Annotated in this window: 18 protein-coding genes, 4 pseudogenes and 1 riboswitch; of the genes and pseudogenes, 8 read left to right on the top strand and 14 right to left on the bottom strand. The window is 37.5% G+C overall.

Annotated elements, in window-relative coordinates; translation table 11 throughout:
* Positions 1 to 27: 27 nt before the first annotated feature.
* Positions 28 to 840 (bottom strand): enoyl-CoA hydratase/isomerase family protein, encoded by an 813-nt coding sequence (locus tag QUE03_RS07105; protein ID WP_286266551.1) that lies wholly within the window; start codon positions 838 to 840, stop codon positions 28 to 30.
* Positions 841 to 983: 143 nt separating this feature from the next.
* Here QUE03_RS07105 and QUE03_RS07100 point away from each other — a divergent pair, with 143 nt between their 5' ends.
* Together QUE03_RS07100 and QUE03_RS07095 are read left to right on the top strand one after the other, a co-directional pair.
* Positions 984 to 1934 (top strand): LysR family transcriptional regulator, encoded by a 951-nt coding sequence (locus QUE03_RS07100; RefSeq protein WP_286267785.1) that lies wholly within the window; start codon positions 984 to 986, stop codon positions 1932 to 1934.
* Between the two features lie 60 nt (positions 1935 to 1994).
* Positions 1995 to 2165, top strand: a pseudogene (locus QUE03_RS07095) (endonuclease III); the annotation flags it as partial.
* A gap of 288 nt (positions 2166 to 2453) precedes the next feature.
* Here QUE03_RS07095 and QUE03_RS07090 read toward each other — a convergent pair.
* Positions 2454 to 4142, bottom strand: a complete 1689-nt coding sequence (locus QUE03_RS07090; protein WP_286266549.1) for a glycoside hydrolase family 113 protein — start codon at positions 4140 to 4142, stop codon at positions 2454 to 2456.
* A gap of 65 nt (positions 4143 to 4207) precedes the next feature.
* Positions 4208 to 4293, bottom strand: a riboswitch (cyclic di-GMP riboswitch).
* 271 nt (positions 4294 to 4564) lie between these two features.
* Between QUE03_RS07090 and QUE03_RS07085 the strand changes: the two are divergent.
* Positions 4565 to 4810: pseudogene (locus QUE03_RS07085) on the top strand (endonuclease III); the annotation flags it as partial.
* 93 nt (positions 4811 to 4903) lie between these two features.
* Here the strand turns inward: QUE03_RS07085 and QUE03_RS07080 are convergent.
* From QUE03_RS07080 to maoP, 7 genes and pseudogenes are all read right to left on the bottom strand, one after another.
* The gene (locus QUE03_RS07080; RefSeq protein ID WP_286266547.1) at positions 4904 to 5662 is read right to left on the bottom strand and encodes a GGDEF domain-containing protein; all 759 of its coding nucleotides are present in this window, start codon (positions 5660 to 5662) and stop codon (positions 4904 to 4906) included.
* A 214-nt stretch (positions 5663 to 5876) separates the two neighbouring features.
* A pseudogene (locus QUE03_RS19635) lies at positions 5877 to 6176 on the bottom strand (transposase); the annotation flags it as partial.
* A 207-nt stretch (positions 6177 to 6383) separates the two neighbouring features.
* Positions 6384 to 6815, bottom strand: coding sequence for an FAD synthase family protein (locus tag QUE03_RS07075; protein ID WP_286266545.1), 432 nt, complete (start codon positions 6813 to 6815; stop codon positions 6384 to 6386).
* A 244-nt stretch (positions 6816 to 7059) separates the two neighbouring features.
* Entirely contained in the window at positions 7060 to 7725 is a 666-nt protein-coding gene (locus tag QUE03_RS07070) for a CDP-alcohol phosphatidyltransferase family protein (RefSeq protein ID WP_286266543.1), read from the bottom strand.
* A 500-nt stretch (positions 7726 to 8225) separates the two neighbouring features.
* Complete coding sequence (locus QUE03_RS07065; protein ID WP_286266540.1) at positions 8226 to 10217, bottom strand: flavohemoglobin expression-modulating QEGLA motif protein; 1992 nt, start codon at positions 10215 to 10217, stop codon at positions 8226 to 8228.
* Complete coding sequence (gene gshB, locus QUE03_RS07060) at positions 10201 to 11247, bottom strand: glutathione synthase (protein ID WP_286266539.1); 1047 nt, start codon at positions 11245 to 11247, stop codon at positions 10201 to 10203. Before gshB ends, QUE03_RS07065 begins: the two co-directional genes overlap by 17 nt.
* A gap of 156 nt (positions 11248 to 11403) precedes the next feature.
* On the bottom strand, positions 11404 to 11745 hold the full coding sequence (gene maoP, locus QUE03_RS07055; protein ID WP_286266537.1) for a DUF413 domain-containing protein: 342 nt from the start codon (positions 11743 to 11745) through the stop codon (positions 11404 to 11406).
* 315 nt (positions 11746 to 12060) lie between these two features.
* Here maoP and QUE03_RS07050 point away from each other — a divergent pair, with 315 nt between their 5' ends.
* Entirely contained in the window at positions 12061 to 12891 is an 831-nt protein-coding gene (locus QUE03_RS07050) for a LysR family transcriptional regulator (RefSeq protein WP_286266535.1), read from the top strand.
* Positions 12892 to 12991: 100 nt separating this feature from the next.
* Positions 12992 to 13173: pseudogene (locus tag QUE03_RS07045) on the top strand (endonuclease III); the annotation flags it as partial.
* 798 nt (positions 13174 to 13971) lie between these two features.
* Here QUE03_RS07045 and QUE03_RS07040 read toward each other — a convergent pair.
* The 3 genes from QUE03_RS07040 to QUE03_RS07030 all read right to left on the bottom strand — a co-directional run bounded on the left by QUE03_RS07040 (position 13972) and on the right by QUE03_RS07030 (position 17734).
* Positions 13972 to 15207 carry an FG-GAP repeat protein gene (locus QUE03_RS07040; protein WP_286266533.1) on the bottom strand — a complete coding sequence of 412 codons (1236 nt, stop codon included), beginning with the start codon at positions 15205 to 15207 and terminating at the stop codon, positions 13972 to 13974.
* A gap of 463 nt (positions 15208 to 15670) precedes the next feature.
* Positions 15671 to 16666, bottom strand: coding sequence for a YncE family protein (locus QUE03_RS07035; RefSeq protein WP_286266532.1), 996 nt, complete (start codon positions 16664 to 16666; stop codon positions 15671 to 15673).
* A gap of 180 nt (positions 16667 to 16846) precedes the next feature.
* Entirely contained in the window at positions 16847 to 17734 is an 888-nt protein-coding gene (locus tag QUE03_RS07030; RefSeq protein WP_286266530.1) for a LysR family transcriptional regulator, read from the bottom strand.
* A gap of 126 nt (positions 17735 to 17860) precedes the next feature.
* Between QUE03_RS07030 and QUE03_RS07025 the strand changes: the two genes are divergently transcribed.
* Positions 17861 to 18346: a VOC family protein gene (locus tag QUE03_RS07025; RefSeq protein WP_286267784.1), complete on the top strand. Its 486-nt coding sequence runs from the start codon at positions 17861 to 17863 to the stop codon at positions 18344 to 18346.
* A gap of 166 nt (positions 18347 to 18512) precedes the next feature.
* Entirely contained in the window at positions 18513 to 19211 is a 699-nt protein-coding gene (locus QUE03_RS07020; protein ID WP_286266528.1) for a DNA alkylation repair protein, read from the top strand.
* A 77-nt stretch (positions 19212 to 19288) separates the two neighbouring features.
* Here QUE03_RS07020 and QUE03_RS07015 read toward each other — a convergent pair whose 3' ends face one another.
* Positions 19289 to 19825 carry an NADPH-dependent FMN reductase gene (locus QUE03_RS07015; RefSeq protein ID WP_286266526.1) on the bottom strand — a complete coding sequence of 179 codons (537 nt, stop codon included), beginning with the start codon at positions 19823 to 19825 and terminating at the stop codon, positions 19289 to 19291.
* Between the two features lie 260 nt (positions 19826 to 20085).
* Between QUE03_RS07015 and QUE03_RS07010 the strand changes: the two genes are divergently transcribed.
* Positions 20086 to 20502, top strand: coding sequence for a VOC family protein (locus tag QUE03_RS07010; protein ID WP_286266525.1), 417 nt, complete (start codon positions 20086 to 20088; stop codon positions 20500 to 20502).
* 53 nt (positions 20503 to 20555) lie between these two features.
* Here QUE03_RS07010 and QUE03_RS07005 read toward each other — a convergent pair whose 3' ends face one another.
* Positions 20556 to 21674, bottom strand: coding sequence for a pyridoxal-phosphate-dependent aminotransferase family protein (locus QUE03_RS07005; RefSeq protein ID WP_286266523.1), 1119 nt, complete (start codon positions 21672 to 21674; stop codon positions 20556 to 20558).
* Positions 21675 to 21761 lie beyond the last annotated feature (87 nt).

The following is a 21761-nucleotide window of genomic DNA, read 5'->3' as shown; positions in this document are numbered from 1 at the left end:
AATTGTCACAACTTTATTACCTATTGCTTACTTTGATAACTCTTTGGCTGTATCAACAAAAATCCCTTGAATATCATTTGCTTCACGCTCTGATTGACCGCCATGTTTTAAAAAGGCTGCGATAATAGTTTGAGTTTTTTCTTCTTTTGCTCGCTCTAAAAAGTACCTCAACTCTAATTCACTGCCAACATCTTCATCTATAATCGAAGCAGTAATGATCTCTTTGTACATTACGATATCGCGTACTTCCCAACCGCTAACCGTTAATAATAACTGTTGCAGAAACTCATTCATCTCAATTTTAGGAACATATTGAGTGATAATGTTTAATTGCTCAGCTTGTTGAACTGTAAAATCTGCGCCTGTTAATAAAGCTTGTAGAGCCTTCCCTTTACCTAATCGGCGAGCAAATTGTACAGCTCCCTGGCCGCCCGTAGGTATATTTATATATAATTCCGGCTGAGCGAACGCTGAGTTTTCAGTGCCGTAAGCTAAATCACATGCCATTACAAATTCATTGCCTCCACCACGAGCAACACCGTCAACAATAGCAATTGAAAGCTGCTTCATTGCTTTAATATTTGCAATCATGTGATTAAACTCTATTGACGCAGCTTGCCCTCCCTGAGTTCCATTTATAACATTAAGATCGAGATGAGCAATAAAAAATGCGTCATGAAATGACTTAAATACAACGGCTTTAATTTCACGTTCATCTTTTAACGACAAAATAAACTGGTTCAATTCATTAATTAAATCAATAGTTAAAATATTAACAGGCGGGTTTTTAATTAAAACAGTTGCGATACCTGCTTCTTTTGTGATGATGAGTTTATTCATAGTCATTGCCTCTTTGCTTAAGAATTCGTAAATCGATATTGTTCACGACAAGTTCATGAAGCTAATTTAATATCCTTTTTGACATCCAAAAACAGATAAAAATGAATTATAATGTTTCCTTATTGGAACCAATGAGCGAATTTATGGATCTAGCAAGCAGACTATTACTACTATTAGAAGTTTCTGAGTTAGGCAGTTTTGCAAAGGTATCGGAGTACCGAAACGTAAATAGATCTGCTATTTCCAAGCAGATTGTAAAGCTTGAAGATGAACTTGGGGTTCAGTTATTGAATAGAACAACACGTTCGCTGTCATTAACTGTTGCAGGGAGTGAAATGGTCGGCCAAGCAAAACAATTGAGAGACTTACTAAATAACTCTAAACGTTTAGCTGAAAACTATCATAGTGAGCCAAGAGGTGAACTTAAAATTTCTAGCTCGACATTGTTAGGTCGCCAATATGTACAAAAAGCAATATTAAAGTTTCAAACCCTATACCCAGATATTCGAGTAGAGTTGCTACTTGAAGATAGAGTGGTTGATATTGTAGGTGAAGGTTTTGATATAGGGTTTCGTATTGGTGAGCCGAAAGAGTCAAATCTTATTGCTAAACAAATTGCCAGAAATCGATTGTTGATTGTCGCATCTCCTGAATTTTTGCAAAAATATGGAACTCCAAAAACAGTTCCAAAATTGGAAAGTCTGCCAGCGGTTGTTTATTCTGCTCAAGGGCTAGTCATTGATAAATTTAAGTATATGGATAGTTCGGGGAGTGAAGCTCATTTTCAGTTAACTCCTACTTATAGGGTCAATGAAGTTGAAATGCTGATTAATACGGCACTTGCGGGAAATATGCTGGCAGTAACTACTGCTCAGATGATAGAAAACGAAATACTGGATGGTAAGCTCGTTCCCATAATGACACACCTTAACTTAATAGACTATGGTACATTTCACGCGGTCTACCCTCACCGAAATGCGCCGATGAAAACTAAATTATTTATACAAACACTCAAAGAAATGGTTGGGGAAAAGCTCCCAATTTGGGAAACCCGTATACCTGATTTCGACAAAATGTATGGGCATAATTTCTAAGTCTGCTATTGACACAACTAAGAAGACTTTTAGCACCTACTTTCATTATCTTTTGGCTGACCGACTATCGCAGTCGACACACATATTGATCGCGTTTCAAACCGTACTAAATTTACCATGGGTAAAAATGTGGTAGAAGTAGAAAACAAGTTACTTAAAGTTGTGCCCGCAGAGTTCAAAATAGATGTACACCACTGGCTAAACTTGCATGGTCGCTGTACCTGTGTAGCATGAAAGCCTCGTTGTGGCGTTTGTATTATTGAAGATTTGTGTGAGTTTAAGGATAAACAGAATAATTGTTGTTCTTCGATCATTTCTGATGAATTGTTTGACATTATGCCAAAGTATTGGTGTTTCTTATAAAAATAATAAACAGTAGCCTCATAAAAAATTTTCTATGAGTATCCTTTAGCCTCTACTTAAAAAGACAAACCCTCACCGGTGCCACTGTGAGGGTTCATCAAAGTATTAGCGGCTTTCAAAACGCATTTTAAATCAAGTGATAGTTCGCTTAAAACATTAATCAATGATCATTGGTTCATATGCTTCAAACTCACCCGTATACCAATATTTAATAATTTTTTCTGCTGGTTTCCCTCTAATCGATTGTGACATATTAGGAAAACCTTCTACGGTATTGATACGTTGATTCTCATCGGGTATCAAGGTATCTGATAACCAATACCCAGTCGCAGTAGTTGTACCTAAGGTATCAAAGTAAGGTTGATTATCAGCGGCTCGCAACAACCCTTCGGTAAATATTGCTTGTGCAGAAAAATCGGTTTTTACTTCACTTTGAACACAATCAGTTGTAATACCATTGATAGTTCCTGATGTGCAGAAACCATCTTCAATCCAACCTGTTGATAAAAATGAGGCGTGGCTCTGACCAAAAAAGTTAAAAATTACTTTAGGGATAGTTTCACTTGAATTATACCAACAAGGTTGGCTATCTAAGCAACGCCATTGTTTATGGGTATCTTCAATAAATTGAGTCGCCCGCTCTGCTATTAATTCAACAGTAGCAGTGGCCACTTCATCATCTGTTAGTAGATGTCCGAATGGTAATATCATGCCGTCAACTTTATCGAATACACGCTTATCATTCCATTGAGGACCATCACCAACATAAATTTTTCCAGTGAACCTTTCCTTAATTTTATCAATGATGCCCCCCATTCTTTCCATGTAATAATCTTTAAGTTCGTCTGTCTCTTCCTGAGTGTGATGTTCGTCTATTCCACAATGAAAACATAGCCACATAGCACTCCAATCTGCTGAAATAGCACCTACGCCGAGTGTTTCTAGGCGTTCTGCTTCCCACAACATGTGAGTTTCATGTGTATCCATAATTTTCTTTAATAGCGGCATATCTACTCTGACATAACCAGTCTCAAGTAGCCCGTCGAACAACCAATTTTGATTTGTATCTTGTCCTAAGAACTGCCAAATATAGTGAAGCTCCAAGCCTAATTTTTGACCTTCCTCTACAATGTATTCAATCACCCAATCATCTAAATGCTTAGAGTTATGGTCCACCAACCAAGAGTCGGCTTGAACATCTTGCCAGTAGCCGAAATTATAGATAGAAACTGTGTTTACACCGTGATTTTTTAATCGCTTTAATGTCGTTCTGTACATTAATTTGATGTATTGTGTTTCTGAACAGTCTCGGATCCAGCTAGCGCCTTTTCCTTTGTAATTGTTATAAATCCACTCAACGCCATAATCCTTAAGGCCAACCCCTTTATAGCTTTCATCACTAAAAAAGTTTTGTGGCATTGGAGACTCATAGTCACCTAGGTATGATTCATAAACCATTGCGCTATGAGGGTTTACACAAGAGCCTTCTGAATTATCGCTGTTAACGGTAACAATTGTACTTGCAGCAATACTTCCGCATGTCAGTGTAAAAGTTTGCTCGCCAAAGTCATTCATAACAATGGATTCACTACCAGATAATGACTTTTCGCCAGTCCAAGCGCCAGAAGCTGTACAAGATGATGCGTTAGCACTTGACCAAGTGATTGTTGTAGATTCTTCTACCATCACTGTCATTGGGTTTGCTGATATAGATACTGTCGCAGAAGTTGGGGCACTTCCATCACCATCGTTAGCGCTGCTTGAGCCACCACCTCCCCCACAACCAGATAGTATTAACGCCAGTGACATAGATAATGTGACTGAAGATTTAAAGATGTTAGACATTTATACCTCATATAATGTTAGGTAAAAATGATCTACATTGATGTGATATAAAATATGTCCGTATATTTTGTAACCCCACGACCGTATGTAAACCACTTAGGCTGGTAGTTTTGCGTCCATTAACTTTTGCTAATGGTTGCCCTTAAAAATATGTTGGACAGTGTAACAGAGTGTAACCTAGATGATTGTTATTTTTTTGTAAGCATTCAGAAGCTATTTTAGTTCAGTTAATCCGCTTCAATAATATAACCTGGTTCATGCCTTGGGATAAAAATGCTGCTGCACAAGGAGGTCAAGTGATACATTATAAAGCCTTTATCGCTGCTTTGATGGCAAGGCAGCCATCAAAATTATTTTATCGATTAATAGCAACGCTTTCGATTAGTAAAATTAGGCTTTAATAAAAATCTACCATGGTTATCTTTGGCTGGCCAACAATAGCGTTAGATACTCACATCGACCGCGTATCAAATCGCACTATATTTTCCATGGGGAAAAATGTATTAGAAGTTAAGCAAAAACTTTTAAAAGTAGTACCTGCAGAATTTAAAGTGGATGTTCGCCACTGGCTAATTCTTCATGGTCGTTATATTTGTGTTGCCCGTAAACCAAAATGTGGTTCATGTATCATTGAAGATTTGTGTGAGTTTAAGGATAAAACAGAATAAAATTAATTTCTATAATGGTATAACAACCATTAAAAAATGAAACTCAACTTAAAACTTAAGCTTATTTCGGGGGATATCTTACCCTTCTCGAGATTATTTGAGTTTTCCTTGCCATATTTCATAGGCAACATCATTTTTTTTATTATTTTTAACACTGTACATTAATTCATCTGCGATTTTCATCGCTTCTTTTAAATCCGTAGGTAACGTTTCAAAAGTGACAATACCCACACTAAAGCTCACATTCCATCCTTTGCTAAGCATTTTTGTTCTTAGCTCTTCACTCGCTTTGGCAAATGCACTTTTTACTTCTGCTTGGCTAGTTTCGGGAAATATGACTGAAAATTCATCACCTCCCAATCTAGCGATAATATCTGTTTTTCGTAAGCTAGACACTAAGCAATTCGCTACAGAAATAAGCAATTCATCCCCCTTTAAATGCCCTATCGAATCATTGATTTTTTTAAAGTTATCGATATCGATATAAGACAGAGAAAACACATGCTTATATCTGATTGAACGGAGAATTTCATTAGCTAAATCTAGATAAAAGCTCCTAGAATTTGAAAGCCCAGTTAAACTGTCAGTACTAGCCATAACAAACTCTGAATTATGGACTCGTCTATAGTTAATAACTAATAGTGATACTAAAATATAAGTGGTCAGTCTTAATAATACATAAATAATTGATTCTCCCGAAAAAGTGAACGAGTCTATCGCTATTACATTTATAAACAAAGTTATAGAAACAATAAAAACAGACAATATGATGCCTGCTACTCGACTACCGTACCAGCTAAGGACTACGATAGGTATTAAAAGTAACGGCTCTATCATTGCAAAATGATTCACAAAAAATCCTAGTAGTACGATAGATAACGTAACCAAAAAACAGATAAGCACAACGAAAGACCTAGAATATTCATCTAGCCGACTAAGTATTGTTTTCACTGGAACCAGTTATTTTCATATGTTGCCATTTCATTCAGCCAAAAAAACGGAAGGAATAGGATAGTTTAGCTCTTTTTTACCCAAACGTAATGTTGTCAACCAATGGGGAGCCAATTCATTTATCACAAGAAGAAATTAAAACGGATATTTTAAGTTTTGAAGAATTTTTTAACTCGTCCGCAAAGTACGCGGCGACTTCCTTTAATAGGTCACCTTCTTGCTGATTGCGCTTCAATTCTTTTTCAAGCTCTCGAATGCGCTTCTCATGCTCGGATAATTCTTGATAGTGATCGCTGTTAGTGCCATAGCGCTTTAACCAGATGTAAAAACTGTATGTCGAGATATCTAGATGCTCAGCAACACTTGCGACGAAATGGCGTTTTTCAGTAACTTGTTTAACTGCTTGTATTTTAAGTTCTTCGGGAAAATATTTTAGCGTTCATTCATCCTCCTAGTACACAAAGTTTGCAACTTATTTGTGTCTAGGAAAATCTGGTCGATTCAAAATGTAGAAACGTTGAAACTCTCGTGAACGTATATGTTAACAACCTGAGCTATGAGTTCTATTTTTGATCGACCTTATACATTTACATTGACTAATACTTACTCTTTCGAAAAAGAGTTATGACCAATAACTAAATTGCGGAGGTGCAATTACCTCTTTGAGCTTATCAAGCTTATTATTTATAGCTGTTGAACTTGTTTCTGAATTTCTTGTAACATAACGCATGATCCCCATTTTATTAGGTAGTTCATACATATGCTGCATATTATCACCTGCAACATGGATATCAATTTCATTCAATTCATAAAAACTAGCATCAATATTAGGGGTTAGCGGTGCAATGATCACCTCATCAACACACTTGATATTCCTAATAATTTCACAACGTTGTTCGCAAGAAATAACAGGGATTCGTTTATAAGACTTAACATCTTCATCGGAATGTACGCCAACAATCAAATAGTCACCAAATTGTTTGGCTTTATTGAGTACTGACACGTGACCGACATGAAATAAATCAAATACTCCACTTGTATATACTTTTTTCATTTTGTTCTCCAATCATGGAATGAATAACAAAAGAATTTTTATTATTCATTCCATTAAATTTTTTACAACAAAACAGCCTCATTAGAACAACACAAGCCACTGTTTTTATTACATTTTTACAAAAACATCAATGAGAAAACCGAATTTACTCTGCTGACCTGAACTTCACTGACCAAAAACCAGCATTCATCATGTTCTAGATATAATACTTATAGAGTTATTGAGGTAAATAACGTTATAACCTTCAAACGTTCGAAAATAACAACCAGCCGTATGCAAGCGTTATAGCAAGAGTGTATAAAGCAAGAACATAATACCAAACTCCACCATTAAGCTTAGGTGTTCTTATAGGGGCTACATTTAAAACTGATAATGCAACGAGAGTGGTATAAAGCACGACGGTGAAAGCGGCTGTAGTCATAATACTTTCGAATAAAAAAACAAATACAAGAATGATGGCATTGTTATCATATGCAAGTCCTTTGTAAGCAGATTCGCCAGACAAGCCGAAAACGTTGAAATAACTTAACCGTAATACCCCTGCTGCAACAATTAAAAAAGCACCAGGGAATAACATCGGATCATAATGTCCGTAACTCAATAAAATCACAGCAGGACAAACTCCAAAGCTCACAATATCGATAAGGGAATCGACTTGCCCTCCAATTTGACCTTGGATAGCCGTTCTACTTTTCATTATTCTCGCGATTTTGCCATCATTCCAATCAAAGAATACGGCCCAAATTAACCCTATCATTGCGGCAGGATAATTTCCGACTAAGGCAAAAAATAACGCTAATAACGCAAAGAAAAGACCGACTAAAGAACAGATATTCGGAGGGTCAAAGGCAAGTGATAATATCGAAGGTGTCTCAATAGGTTTGAGGCATGGATTTTTTACAGGTAACATAAAATTCTCATTTAAATTAAATGTATGATTACGTGAATTTAATCTAAAAGAGAGAACAATTTGTCGATATTGTTATCGGGATTAGCTCGTTTTATGCTGAAATTATTAATAGGTAGTATTTATAACATCAAATATATAGGCAATTGAACATTTGTTGTTAATTGATGATAACTGCCATCAATGTAACACACTTGTGTCAGTCAATCTCATTTACTTTACTAAAACTTGTTTTCTCAGTTAATATGAGTGCTCAAAACCAGTTACTAATTTTTTTATGAAAACTTAGTTGGTGATTAAATAATTGGAGCGTACCAAGACGATCTACCTTGTGCACTCTTTTTTTAAACCGCTCAAGCGACATATTTGAGTCGTAAGCAAAATACTTCAAAGTAACTCCATTGCTTAGAACCAATCAAAACAGGTTACACAGTGGTAATGACTGACTCATGATAGACAGATAAAAAAGCTAAAAGCTTTCCTTTTCCGATTGACGCTTTATATTATTTTATTGAGTTAACAATAAAGTCTAATACTTTGTCACCTGATGACGTGTACGAAGTATCAAATAACGGCACAGGTCTATTTAACAGACCACGCTCTACCATTTCAGAGATAACGTCAAAGTCTAACAAACCCGTTTTACCCACCAACAAATTATCAATCGACGTTTCTTTAGCAAGGTTTAATATGTCCCTAAAGCCTGTTAAGTATAAATAATCTTTAGTAAAGCCACCACCTCGGTAAACACGAGTAGTTAGCGTAAAAGCGAACTCCTTATCTAATGAAAATTCATTCATCAAAGCGTGATAGGTTTTCACAAAGTCGCCATGCTCTAGCATGTACTGAACGGCAATAACCCTAAGAGCAATAATTTTAAGGCGTTGAATTGTTAAACTACCAGAGCAATATTCACTGTAAAGCGCGATGCCTTCTTGCGTATGAGTATTACCGGTTAAGCCCAAACTAAACACTTTTAGAGGGTGTTTTTTGGCATTAATAGTGGTTAGCATATGAATACCAAGCTCGTGATAAGCAAAGGCATGTAACTCTTTTTCTGTAAACTTGGCTTCCTTATTAATAAGCAATAGCGCTTTCTCATTATTTACCATTGCTTTAGCAACTATTTTGGCTGACTTTTCAACCTTACATTTTAGCCCCCATTCTTGAGCTTGAAACCTAAAGTATTCGATCGCCTCATCGGCATTAAGGTAAACATCAGGTTCAAAAAATTCATCGTCGTTTAAATGTAAAATAAAGCGGGCATTGGCAATGTCTGTATGGCTTGGCTCACCATAATATTTAAGCGAGTTATAAACAAACTCATCCGTACCTATAGAAGTTAACAAGTCAATTTTACTGGCCAAGTTGTCAATAACGTGGCGATATAGCGTTGCAATCCCAGCATCGAAAATATCGTCAACCGGTAACTTATAAAGGTTCTCTCGAAACTTATATGGATTTAAGTTTAACTGCTTGTAGTTAAAGTTAGGTGCTAAATAACTGTTTCTTTTTAGGAAACGATTCTTCTGACTAGATAAATTAACCGGGTTAATAAAATTAAGCGTTTCAACACTTTTACACAGTGAAAACAGCTTTTTATCTAATTCGATGACTTCTGGACTAATATTTGAAGAAAGGATGTCCGCTTTTTGGGTACGGGTTTTCTTAGTGTAACGACGCATGAAAAACGCTGCGGTTTCACTGATAGCATTCTTAAAGCCAGATTTAAGATTATCGAGTACTAGCGGGTATACTTGTCCAGAAGTTTCGTCCATAAACACTTTTTTTACTTCTGTTGGTAGCACAATTGTATTGTCAAAGTGCGCATTGATATGTGAAATTAAATACCCTCTACCATGAAAAACTTCATCAGTTGCAGCTCTTACTTCAACATTCGGTAATTCAATTTTGTTTAGTTGACGCTCGAATTGACTGATAACTTTACCCCAACGCTCAACATCAATTTGTCCTGCACCAATATTGAAGGTTGGTGTATCTTTTTCTATGCGCTTGTAATTGTATGAGTGAATATCAAAAATAATGGCATTGCCAAACTGCTTTTCTATGGCAGCGACTATCGCTTCAAGCACGTTATAGAATGACTCATGCTTATCATGACTAATAGTACGTTGCTTTTGCGTTAATGGCTTTTGCCATACTTGCTTATCCCATGCAGTTTTAAAATAAGTAGAAAGTGTTTTTGCACGGTTTAGATCGTACTCAAAACGAGAATCATTACCAATAAGCTGAATTGGAAAAGAAGAAATCAACTCATCTGTGTATGGATCTTCTTCATAAAATCGTTCTTGCTTTGATAGCAAGAACGATTTACCTAATTCTGAACGAAGTCGATGTCCATTGTGGATCGCAGCACAAATTAGTGGAGTATATTCGTCAATTTTGACGATAAATGAGCCATCATTCACTTCTGCATGAAAACACTCTCGTTTCTTGATGAGTTGGATACACTCTTTCTCAGATAGCGTTTGCATCTTCAATGACCTTTCTAAACTCTGTTTTGCGATTCATTACGAGCTCTTTTGCCTGTACTACACTTTCTACAAAATCAATAACCTGAACTTGAAGTTTCACCCTATTTAACTTGTTAATACGAACAATGCCGCCTGGGCTTAACACATTAACTTCAATGAGCTTTCCGCCAATAACGTCTACCCCAGTAAAATAAAGACCATCTCGCACTAATTTAGGGCCAATGTATTTGCATAATTTTTTTTCTTGTGCAGTGAGTTTATGTTTAACAACACTACCACCCGCATGAACATTCGAACGCATATCATTTGAAGCTGGTATACGCTTCATTGCACCTATAGGCTCGCCATTAAGCATTAGAATTCGAACATCGCCTTCTTCTGCACCATGTACATAATCTTGCAAAATAACGTAGTTACTGCCTTTACCATGCTCGTCACCTCCGATATAGAAATCGAGTAATGATCTGAAGCTTTGCCGTGCATTTTTCTCAAGCACAATAACCCCTCTACCGCCATAGCCATCTAGAGGTTTTAAGATCATTCTATTACTTTCCGACTCGTCAAAAATCCGCTCTAGGTATTCACGATTTTTTGAGACGTGAGTAGCAGGAATAAACTCACTTTCGGTATCTTGAAAAGAGGCGGTATAAACCTTGTTATTAGCAACACGCAGGCCGTCAAGATCGTTCATAATAAATGTATCGCCACGTACTGAGTCTAAGAAATTCAACGCCAAAGTATCAAGTGGAGGGTTAGCTCTCATTATAACTGCATCAAAACCCGCAAGTGGAAGTTGAGCACGTTTGAAGTCTGCCGTTTTATAGAAACTCGGAACATTGTCTGAGTACTTTGTTTCTTTTGTAAAAACATCACAGAATGCACTGGCGACACTATCACGGATTGTTAAGTTGTTAACCGTTGAAAGCGCAACCGTGTGGCCACGTTTTACACATTCATGAATGAGTCTCAGAGTTGAATCTGTCTCAGGTTCTATGCGTTCCCAAGGGTACATGATAAAACAAATTTTCATTGGCTTCGCCCAACTAGAGGATACGTTTTACTCGTATCGTTATTTTTGGCGGAGCATACAGAAAACTTGCCGTAATGACTGCTAAAAAATAATTGTCGTTAAGTTAAAAAATATTTATAAATAGCTCATCCTTGAGTCGTCAATCCTATAAATAAATTAAGTAAATGAAAGTTCGTTTTCATTAAGCTCTTTTGTTTTAGCATTACTCACAGAAAACCCATGATGAACACGGCTTTTTTCAACGACTGTAAGATATTTTTTCCATAGGTTGGCTGAATAAAGTTCACTTTCATTAGAGGTTGCCATTGCCTCTACAAATTGTACTTCTTCTTCATTTGCAGGTAATAAATTTCCATTACACAAGTCTTCAAATGTCTTTCCATATAGAGCAAGTTCATCTGATTCCCGTTTATTGAAATGGCCACTACGAGAAATACCGTGTGGAAACGAGTTATCACCGTAAAATAAATTTTGTCCTATTCTTATCGATGTTTTCATTGTAACCCTCCTGTCTATTGAAAAATTAATATTGTAAGTTCACTGTAGGTATTGAAAGTTTAATCATTGGATATTTCTAGACCAGTTTGAGCCGCTAAGTGGTAATGCTTCGATGTAAGGTTTTTCTTTTTTAATGATTGTACTACTCGTATCCAATAGGGATTAAAATAGATCAAACTTTACTCCTGTAAATTCTCCTACATATCACTTCAAAGAAATTTAAGAGAAAAATTATTAATTGAAAAACAAATAATATTTGTCGCATCGATAACTTTTATTTACATTAGCCATAATTGAATTACTTTAGGTATTGGCGTGGATATTAGAGTTTTTAGAACATTTATTGCAGTAGCTGATAATAAGCACTTTGGCAGAGCGGCAGAAACTTTGTATATAACCCAAGCTGCTGTTAGCGCACGTATTAAGCAGTTAGAGGAGTTTTACGCTGCTCAGTTAATTATTCGTGAGAAAAACAACTTAAGACTAACCCCTTCAGGTGAAGCCCTGCTCTCTCATGCCCATCTGATGGTAAGCCAGATGGAGCAATCTAAGGTGGCACTTTCTATTGCTAGCCAACAAAAAATATCTTTCAATATTGCAGCTACGCCTAATGTATGGGATGCATTTTTTAGTAATAGAATTCACGATGCTATCGAACTATTCGAAAATGTATCGCTAAGCACTGAAATATCAGTTCGAGAAGCTATTCAACGAAAATTAGATGATAGGAGCCTTGATGCTGGTTTGTTGATGGATCCTATCAAAGATGACGAATTCACAAACGAATTAATTGGCCATTTTGACTTATCTCTAGCTGGCTCACGCCCCAAATTTCACAAAGATGTAGACGATTATATTCTTGTTGATTGGGGCATTACTTTTCGAAAAGAGCACGCTCTTCACCACAAAGTCATCCCGAATTTTAAAACTTCTACCGCGATGATTGCGCTTGAAGTTATTCTGTCAAAAGGTGGTTTTGCCTACCTTCCTACAGAATTAATAACCGAAAATATAAAATCGAAAGAACTATGTGAAATAGATACGCCAGTCCAAATAAAAAGACCTATATTTATGGTACACCGAAAAAACAATGTCAATGACGAACTCATCAGCCAATTTAAAAATTTATTGATGAAAAATCAATAAGAAAAACCTGAACACCTTATTTTAGCTCTCAAGTGAACATAGAGAAATAAGTTAAGTCGGAGTTACTTTGTGGAAATCAGTATCAGTAGCGTCAATCGTTAATATACTTAACAACACCTATCTACAATTGTTATCTTTTGATTGGTCGATAATCGCTGTAGAGACACATATCGATGGCGTAATAAACCGCACTAAACTTGCCATGAGTAAAACGTGGTAGAACTAGAACAGAAACGACTAAAGGTAGTACCGAAAGAGTTTAAAGTCGATGTACTTCACTGGCCTATTTGGACTAAACAGCAGTCGTTGATAAAATTAAACTCAATGTGCACAATGCTAAATTTGACTAAATATGTTTTCAAAGTAATTTTACAAAAGTGCCAAAAAACTTAAAAAAACAATGACGGGCCTTATGATCTATATGATGAGGGTGAATATAGACGTAAGCAAAGTTAAGGCGTGGTAGCTCTGCTCATTATCATCGCAACCATCGACGTCTTAGTTTACATTTTGTCGAACTACATAATAAATACACGCGTTATTGATACTTTCAGAACTTCTCAATATTTTATTAATATCACTCGTTTTTTTGGAGGTGAACGCTGTGTTTGGGTTCACTCAGCTCCAAAGCTAGAGACGAATGAACCTATGGAAGTCTACTCTCTCCCATCTTATCAAAGCTCGGTGAATCATAAAATTGGTTACCCTGTAATGGTAGTCTACCGAGGTTAATTATCTATTGATGAACAGGTGGTTACTGAATACGCTTCTAACGAAAAGTCTGTCAATTGAAGCGCCGTAACGATTTACCAATCAGGTGGTGTTATCCAGAGGTTTGTATAGCGTAATCTTGATTTAAGTATTCATAAGAAGTTTCATGATCAATACAAAAAAAGACTCAATGATATATACGCATCAGACTTTACACGTTATTACGGGTTGAGCGAAAAAAAACTTAAAGGCATCGTTATTCATCAATGCAAACCACTTATTGTGATTCAATGTTCATTGAAAGCTGACAGTAAATCTGGGCCGGCTTTAAACACATTGCAGATTTTTTGAAATTCACTAAACACCTATTCAATTAGTATGACTATTCAAGTCTTGTATATATACAGCGCCTGACTCCTGCCCCTTAGCATCATGATTTGGCGTACCAACGACAGCAACACCATTAGATAAGTCTATGCTCCATCCAAATTTGTCTTCAGTCATACTATTTTTAGCTACAAATTTGGATGTATAGCGCCAGCCTTCAGCACCATTTTTGTATACATACAGCGCTCCAGTATTGGAACCGTTAACATCATGATTCATTGCACTTATGATTGCTGTATCGCCGCTCAACGCGACACCACGTCCAAACCTATCGTCACCTCGCCCATCGGGTGAAGTCAATTTAACTTGTTGTGTCCAGGTATTGCCATCTCTTACAAAAATATATGCAGAGCCTGCATCTATGCCTAATGCTTCAGTGTCATCTCGCCTTGCCGAAATTAATGCGGTATTTTCAGACAGCGCAACCCTGACACCAAATATATCAGTCTTAGCACCGTCAGAGGCCATAAGTTTGGCCTCTTGCCTCCACTGCATGTCGTCAAGAACATAAACGTACACTGCGCCAGCGTTTTCCGCTTTTTCGTCATGTAAATCAGCACCAACTAGAATCGTATTACCATCAACAGCAACGCTTATACCAAATAGATCCCCAGCTACGCCATCATTAGCTGTGATTTTAGCTAGATAGTGCCATGTACTGTTTTCGCGTTTGTATATGTAAGCGGCTCCTGAGTCGACACCCAATGCGTCGTTTCGTGGGGCACCAATGACAAGGTAGTTTTCGGTGAGCGCGATACTTTGACCAAAAGCATCACCCGCTTTTGCATCGGGCGCCGTGATAATATAACGCTGCTGCCAAGTGTTCATTTTACGTTCAAAGTAGACAACGGCGCCCGAGTCTGTCCCCTTATCATCCCTTCGCATAACGCCTAACATAGCAACATCATTTTTCAAGGCTACTTTACCGCCAAGTGTATCGTCAGCAAAGGCCGGGGAAGCAACCAATTTGGCTTGTTTTCGCCAACCATTATCGCCAAGCTCGTAGACGTATGCTGCCCCAGCATCTATGACACCATAGGAGTCCGCTTTAAATGCACCGACAAGTGCTGTGCTACCATCAATGGCAACATCATAGCCAAAAGAGTCTCCTACTTTGCCATCATCCGCTAGAATAATATCTTGCGCTGCAAAGCTATTCGTAGCAAGTAATGTAAGAGTTGCAAAAATGTGACGTTTTACTTTATGTAATAATTTCACCTGTGTGTTCCTATCGGTTTTAAACTTGTAATAGCAAAAAGGTACTTATAAATGGCCCTTTCTCATTCTACAATAATTACTCCAGCTGCCAGGTTTTGTCGTAGTAATGTGTGATCAGTGTTCTCTAGGTGGTGATAAATGCCCAATTCCAATTTTTGTATAGCTATTCAAAGGGTTTAATGCTTTGATAGCTTCCAAGGATAAATCCTTGTCGATTAAAGCTTGAATAATATTATGTATCATTGAACAAAGTGATACTTTCTTCTAACTCATTTAAGGTCGCTATTGGTTCGTGCCCTGCGATTATTTTTGTATCTTCGTTAGCAACTTCAGCTATTTTTTTGATACCGGTAACCTAACCCGCTACCGAGTCACTATTGTCGATATCGATAGATAGGATTGGTTTATCCAAATCTGAACTTATAGTGATTTTCGTGTAGCACGCCTCATTAGAAAATGTAGGCTATTGCATTACCAGTGATGAATATCCTATTCCATCAGGCCCATCGCCTGTAGGCAGTTCGAATAACGTTTCCCCTGACCGTATATCAACAACAATCACCTTGTCTTTACCATTGGCAGACATAAACACAGTGCGATCATCAGAATAAAAAGCCACGCCATTAGGTGTCGTCGACCAACCAAAGTCTACTTGATGCAATTTTTTTTTATTACTTACATCAATTACATCAAGCGTATTATTTTTAAAGTCAGGGATCACCGCAAACTGTTCATCTCGTGTCAATAGCACCCGATATGGAAAACTAAACCCACTCCATTGTTTTATTATTCCACCATCTTTTAAATCGAACACAGTGACTAAGCCATCTTCATTGCTTCCCACCCAAAGCTCTGAGCCGTCTTTATTTATGGTGATTGCTTCAGGTATTGCCGGGGTTGAAATTTTTTGAAGCAAAGCCCCTGATTGAACATCTAATTCAGATACCGTATCCGAACCCATATTCGTGGTATATACGCGCGAGCTTGAGTCAGGCAATGCCACCATATGAGAGCCTTTTTGTTTAGTATTGAGCACCTTTTCAATTTTCCCTGTCGTAATATCAACAACCACAACACTGTCTGAGCCTTCAGAAGAAACAACGACTTTTCGCTGGTCTTTTAGAAACAACACCCCGTGAGGCCTAGGATAAAGAGATAAATCAATTGTTCTTAGCTTTCTTGCACGTTGAACATCAAAAACAGTCAAACTATTCCCGCCTATATAATTAGTGACTACGGCCAAGCGACCACCTGCGCTCATTGCCAATTCGTGTGGCCCCTTGCCAGTTTCACGGGTGAACTTAATTTGCCGACTCTTAAGATCAATAAAATTAACCGTATTGTCGTTCTTGTTTACAACAACGATTGTACCCGACAAGCTCTTATCGTTTGCCTGCGCCCCTATGCTGATCAAGCATCCCAATAAAAGCATATAAACTAAGACATTAGTAATTTTCATGGCGACTCCTTTTGAACAAATAGGCTAGATATTTCCTTTTCAAAAAGCAAAAAAGGGTTGTAAGAAAGTATTCTATGCTAGTTACTCAACATTACGAACACGATACTTTCTCAAAAGAAGGTTTACGTAAACTTAAAGAAATATGTTTGATAAACACACACGAGAATGAAATAAGCAAAATTATCGCCAAATGCGTTCAACTACATTGTTTATAGTTTTAAAACGTGCAGGTAATACTCTTTGTTTCTGTTTAACTAAATAAAGCGTTTCAATAACGGGTTTGTTGAGTTTTATCACCTTCAAGCGATTAACATTGTGGAAACTTTCCACAGCACTTTTTGGTAACACAGTAAAGCCAATTCCTGTCGATATAGGTTCAAGTATTTGGCTTATTTGGTTAATTGCTCCAACAATAGGAATGCTACTTATATCGACTTGTTCTAGATTTTGCTCAGTATTTTGCGAAAAGTACAAAGATAAATAATGCTCAGCATCAGGATGATGTATAAGCCCCAACTCCATTGTTAATTTAGAAATATCGACATCAGTATCAATATTTGCAGGCACTACTAAATACAGCTCTTCCTTTCCTAGCTCTTTAGCGTCATAAAAAATTTTATTTGGGATGTCTGTGACTATACCTTGATCAATGACACCTTCTTTAATATCAAATAGTATCTGATGATTTGGCGCCGCTTTGAGTTTTACCACCAGATTTGGATGTTGGCACTGTATTTCCAAAAGCTTGGGATATAACAATAATGAGACTGAGCCAGAACAAGCTAATGTGCAATCACCTGAATACGGATCATCAAAAGCTAGATGCTCAAAAAGCGTGTGTTCAGCGAACATCAATTTTTTAGCATAGTGATATACTAATCGGCCTTGTTCAGTAATCACGAAAGACTTTTTAGTTCTTATTATTAATGAATGCCCGCAAGCTTTTTCAAGTTTATTGATGTGCTGACTAACCCCAGGTTGAGTCATGAATAGCTTTTCAGCCGTTTTTGTAAAATGCCCAGAATCAACTAAGGCAACAAAGGTGTTCAACCAATTAGGGTTTAGCATCACCACTAACCTTCATAACGTTAAATAATCAACTTAATAATATTTGATAATTTTTATTAATCAAATACTTCTTATAAAATTACCTCATCGAATCAATAGATAGCTAATTATTCTTGGAGAAACATGATGAAAATGAACCATGTGGGTATTATGGTAGGCGATATGAGCCAAGCCGTTGAGTTTTACACTAAAGTGTTAGGGCTCAAAATAGTTATGAACAACACAAAAGTTGTTGAAGAGCGTGAAAGTGCAATAGGAAAAATGTGTATTGCTGTTTTTGGTGAAGGATTTGAGGGATTCAATATTGCTCATTTAGTTACTACTGACGGCATTGGTATTGAACTATTTGAAATGAAAAATAGAGAAGAACGCCACAACGTAAATTTTTCTAGATTAGGCATATTTCATTTTTGTTTGCAAACAGATGATTTCGAAAGTGTAATGAAAAAGACAGAGCAATTTGGCGGTAAAGTAAGAATGGACATAATGCGCTATCATCCAGAAGATGATGGTAAACCAGCTAAAATGGTCTATTTAGAAGACCCATTTGGTAATCTTTTTGAACTCTACTCCCATAGTTATGAAGAAACCTATTCTTCGGAGTATGACTAGTCAGTCAGCATCTTGGGCTGGCATACGTATCAGCCCTAACTTATGCAGTTGACTGCAAATGTGTACTTTACGTGCCTAGGTAGAAATATATCTATCAATTTTGATCTGTTTTACTACAATATTGAATACGATTAATAAAGCGGTGACGCTCTCTTACGAGTCAAAGATGGATCAAGTGCAAGTGTTTGAGTTGTTAGAAAAACATCAGAATATACGAGGCATCGATCACTGGAATAAAATGGAAAATACCGGCGGTTTAACAAGTTTCGGCATCGGCTTAACCATACAACGAAAACTCGCTAAACAAATCGGTAAAAATCGTGAACTGGCACAAGCATTGTGGGCATCAAAGAATTATGATGCCAAAGTATTAAGTTTACTGATTGACGATCCTAAGCAAATAACTTTTGAACAAGCGGAGCAGCAAGTACAGCAGTTAAACGCTGGTATGTTGCGTCATGTTTTTTCATCTTGTGACGCTACCTTGGCCAAGTCACCTATAGCTTTTGCACTCACACAACGTTGGCTCGACAGTGATCAACCCACTCGCCGTAATTGTGCTTTTGGGCTGGTCTATGAACTGTCTAAGAAAAAGTCTAAGATTTACACCGATGAATTCTTTATGTCAGTGATTGATGACATAGCTCAAAACTTTAACCAAGAACCCAAAAACGTACGGCTTGCGATGAGTGCAGCTTTAATGGGAATAGGTAAGCGCAACGTAAACCTTAATCATGCGGCTCTCACTCTCGCTGAAAAGTTAGGTTCAATTGATTTTAATGAAGTTGGGCAAAATTGCGATCCATTTGACGTAGCTAAGCACCCAACCAGCGGCTATTTAAGAAAAAAATTGGGGATAGAATAAATAGTCAGCAGCACTGTTTTTCAACGAAAAAACTGAGAAGATGTGACTTATAACCAAATATTAAGTCGCTTTTCTCGTTATAAATTGATGTGATTTAAGTGACTGACGACATCTTTAAATCGTTCATTAAGCTCTTCATGTTTTATGACTTTTTTCTTAAGATCAAAATTATCGTAAAAACTTGGAATTGATAAGCTAGCTTTTACATTTCCATCAAAGTGAGGGGCGGATTGCAGCGCCGAAGCTAATACACTGGCACCTCCCCTAGAGCCTGGTGAAGTTGATAACAGTACCATTGGTTTATGCTGAAACACTTTAGGTTCAATTCTAGAGCACCAATCAAACAAGTTTTTATACGCAGCGGTATACGATCCATTGTGTTCGGCAAAAGAAATTATAATACCGTCACTTTCTGCTATTTTGGCCAGAAAGTCTTTGGCCAGTTGAGGGTGGCCAAGCTCTTCTTCTTTGTCTTGACTATATAAAGGTAACTCATAGTCATTCAAATCAAGTAACTCAACCTTTACTTTATCAAGCAAGCCTAACGCGTAGCTTACCAACTTTTTATTAATAGAGTTCTTATGGTTACTCGCAGCAAATGCAATTATATTCATTACGATTCCTTATATACTTAATGCTCAGGTTACTCAATATATTGTAGTTCTAAAAAAGTAACTTAGAGATTTTTTAGCCGTTTTGTGCATGATGAAAAGTCTTTATTAAATAAGTTTAACAGTTAACGAATAAACTATAGTTTTCATTGCAAAGCTGCACCATTAATATGCTAATATTTTCCAGTAAATTCACTAGCCTAGACTGTAGCCTTTGAGCTGAAACATACACATCCTCTAGAAGATTAAATTAAGGACTACCTATGAAGTTATTACACACGATGGTCAGAGTCTCAGATCTCGACGCCTCACTTCATTTTTACTGCGATTTATTGGGCTTCAAAGAAGTTCGTCGTCATGAAGTGCCCGAAGGGAAATTTACCTTAATTTTTCTTAAAGCTGATGAAGGAGAACATGAAATTGAATTAACCCATAACTGGGGTTCAACTGAAAAATACTCAGATGGCCGTAATTTTGGTCATTTAGCAATTCAAGTTGAAAATATATATGAAAGCTGCCAAAAGCTGATGGATGCTGGTGTCACCATAAATCGTCCACCACGCTGCGGGCATATGGCTTTTGTACGTTCACCGGATGGCATCTCCATCGAGCTTCTGCAAGACGGTAAGTTAGCGCCGCAAGAGCCATGGGTAAGCATGGAAAATACTGGCGTTTGGTAAAGCTTCGAACCAGATGAGTTAGTGCGCTTTACAGCAAAGCGCACGATTACCTATTACTTCAATGCTGTAGTTAAAGCGGACAAACATAAAGCGACATTTTCTTTTCTCGCCGCATGTCCCATCAAACCAATTCGCCAAGCATTGCCAGCAAACTCTCCTAAGCCTGCCCCTATCTCTAGATTAAACTCATTCAATAATAATGCACGAACAGCTGCATCATTAACACCGTGAGGGATTTTTACCGTGTTTAGCTGAGGCAAACGCTCATCTTCAGGAACAATAAATTCCAACCCTAAATTATCTAATCCCTGTGCAAGTATTTTGTGCATATCGGCATGACGTTTCCAGCTGTTTTCTATGCCTTCTTGTTTAAGCATTAACAAGGCTTCATGCATGGCATACAGTGAATTAACCGGAGCCGTGTGATGATAAGCACGCTTACCTTCACCTGACCAATATCCCATCACTAGTGACTGATCCAAAAACCAACTTTGAATGGGAACGTCTCGCTCTTTAATAACCTGTGTTGCTTGCTCACTAAAGCTGATAGGTGAAATGCCTGGCACACAGGACAAACACTTTTGGCTACCAGAATAAATAGCATCAATGCCCCAATCATCAACTCTTAACTCAACACCGCCAAGTGACGTTACTGCATCAACAATGGTTAAACAGTCATATTGTTTTGCTAACGCACATAATGTTTTCGCATCTGACAAAGCGCCTGTTGACGTCTCGGCGTGAACAAAAGCAACAAATTTAGTTTCTGGATTTTGCTTTAGTGCATCCTCAAGTTGCTGTGGTTGTACCGCTCTACCCCATGGAGAGTCAACAACGATAGGCTTAGCGCCAATTCGTACGACATTTTCTATCATACGCTGGCCAAAAACCCCGTTACGACAAACAATAACTGTATCACCTGGAGAAACTAAATTGACAAAACAAGCTTCCATTCCAGCCGAGCCTGGCGCGGATAAGGCAATGGTATATGGGTTGGAAGTCTGAAACGCATATTGCAAGAGCGCTTTAAGTTCATCCATCATCGAGACAAAACAAGGATCTAAGTGCCCAATTGTTGGCCTAGCCAATGCAGAAAGAACGCGTGCACTAACATCAGATGGGCCTGGCCCCATTAATGTGCGCTGAGGGGGTATAAATGAACTAATTGACATATTGGAATTCTCTTGTGTACGAAAAACAGTTTTGCTATTAAGCATCACTCTATCACGAACCGTAACTATCATTTAAATCAATATAAC

The sequence above is a fragment of the Thalassotalea atypica genome (genome assembly GCF_030295975.1).
In the GTDB taxonomy this organism is placed as follows: domain Bacteria; phylum Pseudomonadota; class Gammaproteobacteria; order Enterobacterales; family Alteromonadaceae; genus Thalassotalea_F; species Thalassotalea_F atypica.
The sequence above is the reverse complement of the archived record's forward strand: the minus strand, read 5'-3'. Positions and strand labels throughout refer to the sequence as shown.

What these genes read in the sequence shown, in the direction of transcription:
- QUE03_RS07015 (WP_286266526.1), bottom strand. Translation starts at nt 19,825, where the DNA reads ATGAATATAATTGCATTTGCTGCGAGTAACCATAAGAACTCTATTAAT.
- QUE03_RS07025 (WP_286267784.1), top strand. Translation starts at nt 17,861, where the DNA reads ATGAAAATGAACCATGTGGGTATTATGGTAGGCGATATGAGCCAAGCC.
- QUE03_RS07030 (WP_286266530.1), bottom strand. Translation starts at nt 17,734, where the DNA reads ATGCTAAACCCTAATTGGTTGAACACCTTTGTTGCCTTAGTTGATTCT.
- QUE03_RS07105 (WP_286266551.1), bottom strand. Translation starts at nt 840, where the DNA reads ATGAATAAACTCATCATCACAAAAGAAGCAGGTATCGCAACTGTTTTA.
- QUE03_RS07090 (WP_286266549.1), bottom strand. Translation starts at nt 4,142, where the DNA reads ATGTCTAACATCTTTAAATCTTCAGTCACATTATCTATGTCACTGGCG.
- QUE03_RS07100 (WP_286267785.1), top strand. Translation starts at nt 984, where the DNA reads ATGGATCTAGCAAGCAGACTATTACTACTATTAGAAGTTTCTGAGTTA.
- maoP (WP_286266537.1), bottom strand. Translation starts at nt 11,745, where the DNA reads ATGAAAACATCGATAAGAATAGGACAAAATTTATTTTACGGTGATAAC.
- QUE03_RS07020 (WP_286266528.1), top strand. Translation starts at nt 18,513, where the DNA reads ATGGATCAAGTGCAAGTGTTTGAGTTGTTAGAAAAACATCAGAATATA.
- QUE03_RS07035 (WP_286266532.1), bottom strand. Translation starts at nt 16,666, where the DNA reads ATGAAAATTACTAATGTCTTAGTTTATATGCTTTTATTGGGATGCTTG.
- QUE03_RS07010 (WP_286266525.1), top strand. Translation starts at nt 20,086, where the DNA reads ATGAAGTTATTACACACGATGGTCAGAGTCTCAGATCTCGACGCCTCA.
- QUE03_RS07065 (WP_286266540.1), bottom strand. Translation starts at nt 10,217, where the DNA reads ATGCAAACGCTATCTGAGAAAGAGTGTATCCAACTCATCAAGAAACGA.
- QUE03_RS07070 (WP_286266543.1), bottom strand. Translation starts at nt 7,725, where the DNA reads ATGTTACCTGTAAAAAATCCATGCCTCAAACCTATTGAGACACCTTCG.
- QUE03_RS07005 (WP_286266523.1), bottom strand. Translation starts at nt 21,674, where the DNA reads ATGTCAATTAGTTCATTTATACCCCCTCAGCGCACATTAATGGGGCCA.
- gshB (WP_286266539.1), bottom strand. Translation starts at nt 11,247, where the DNA reads ATGAAAATTTGTTTTATCATGTACCCTTGGGAACGCATAGAACCTGAG.
- QUE03_RS07075 (WP_286266545.1), bottom strand. Translation starts at nt 6,815, where the DNA reads ATGAAAAAAGTATATACAAGTGGAGTATTTGATTTATTTCATGTCGGT.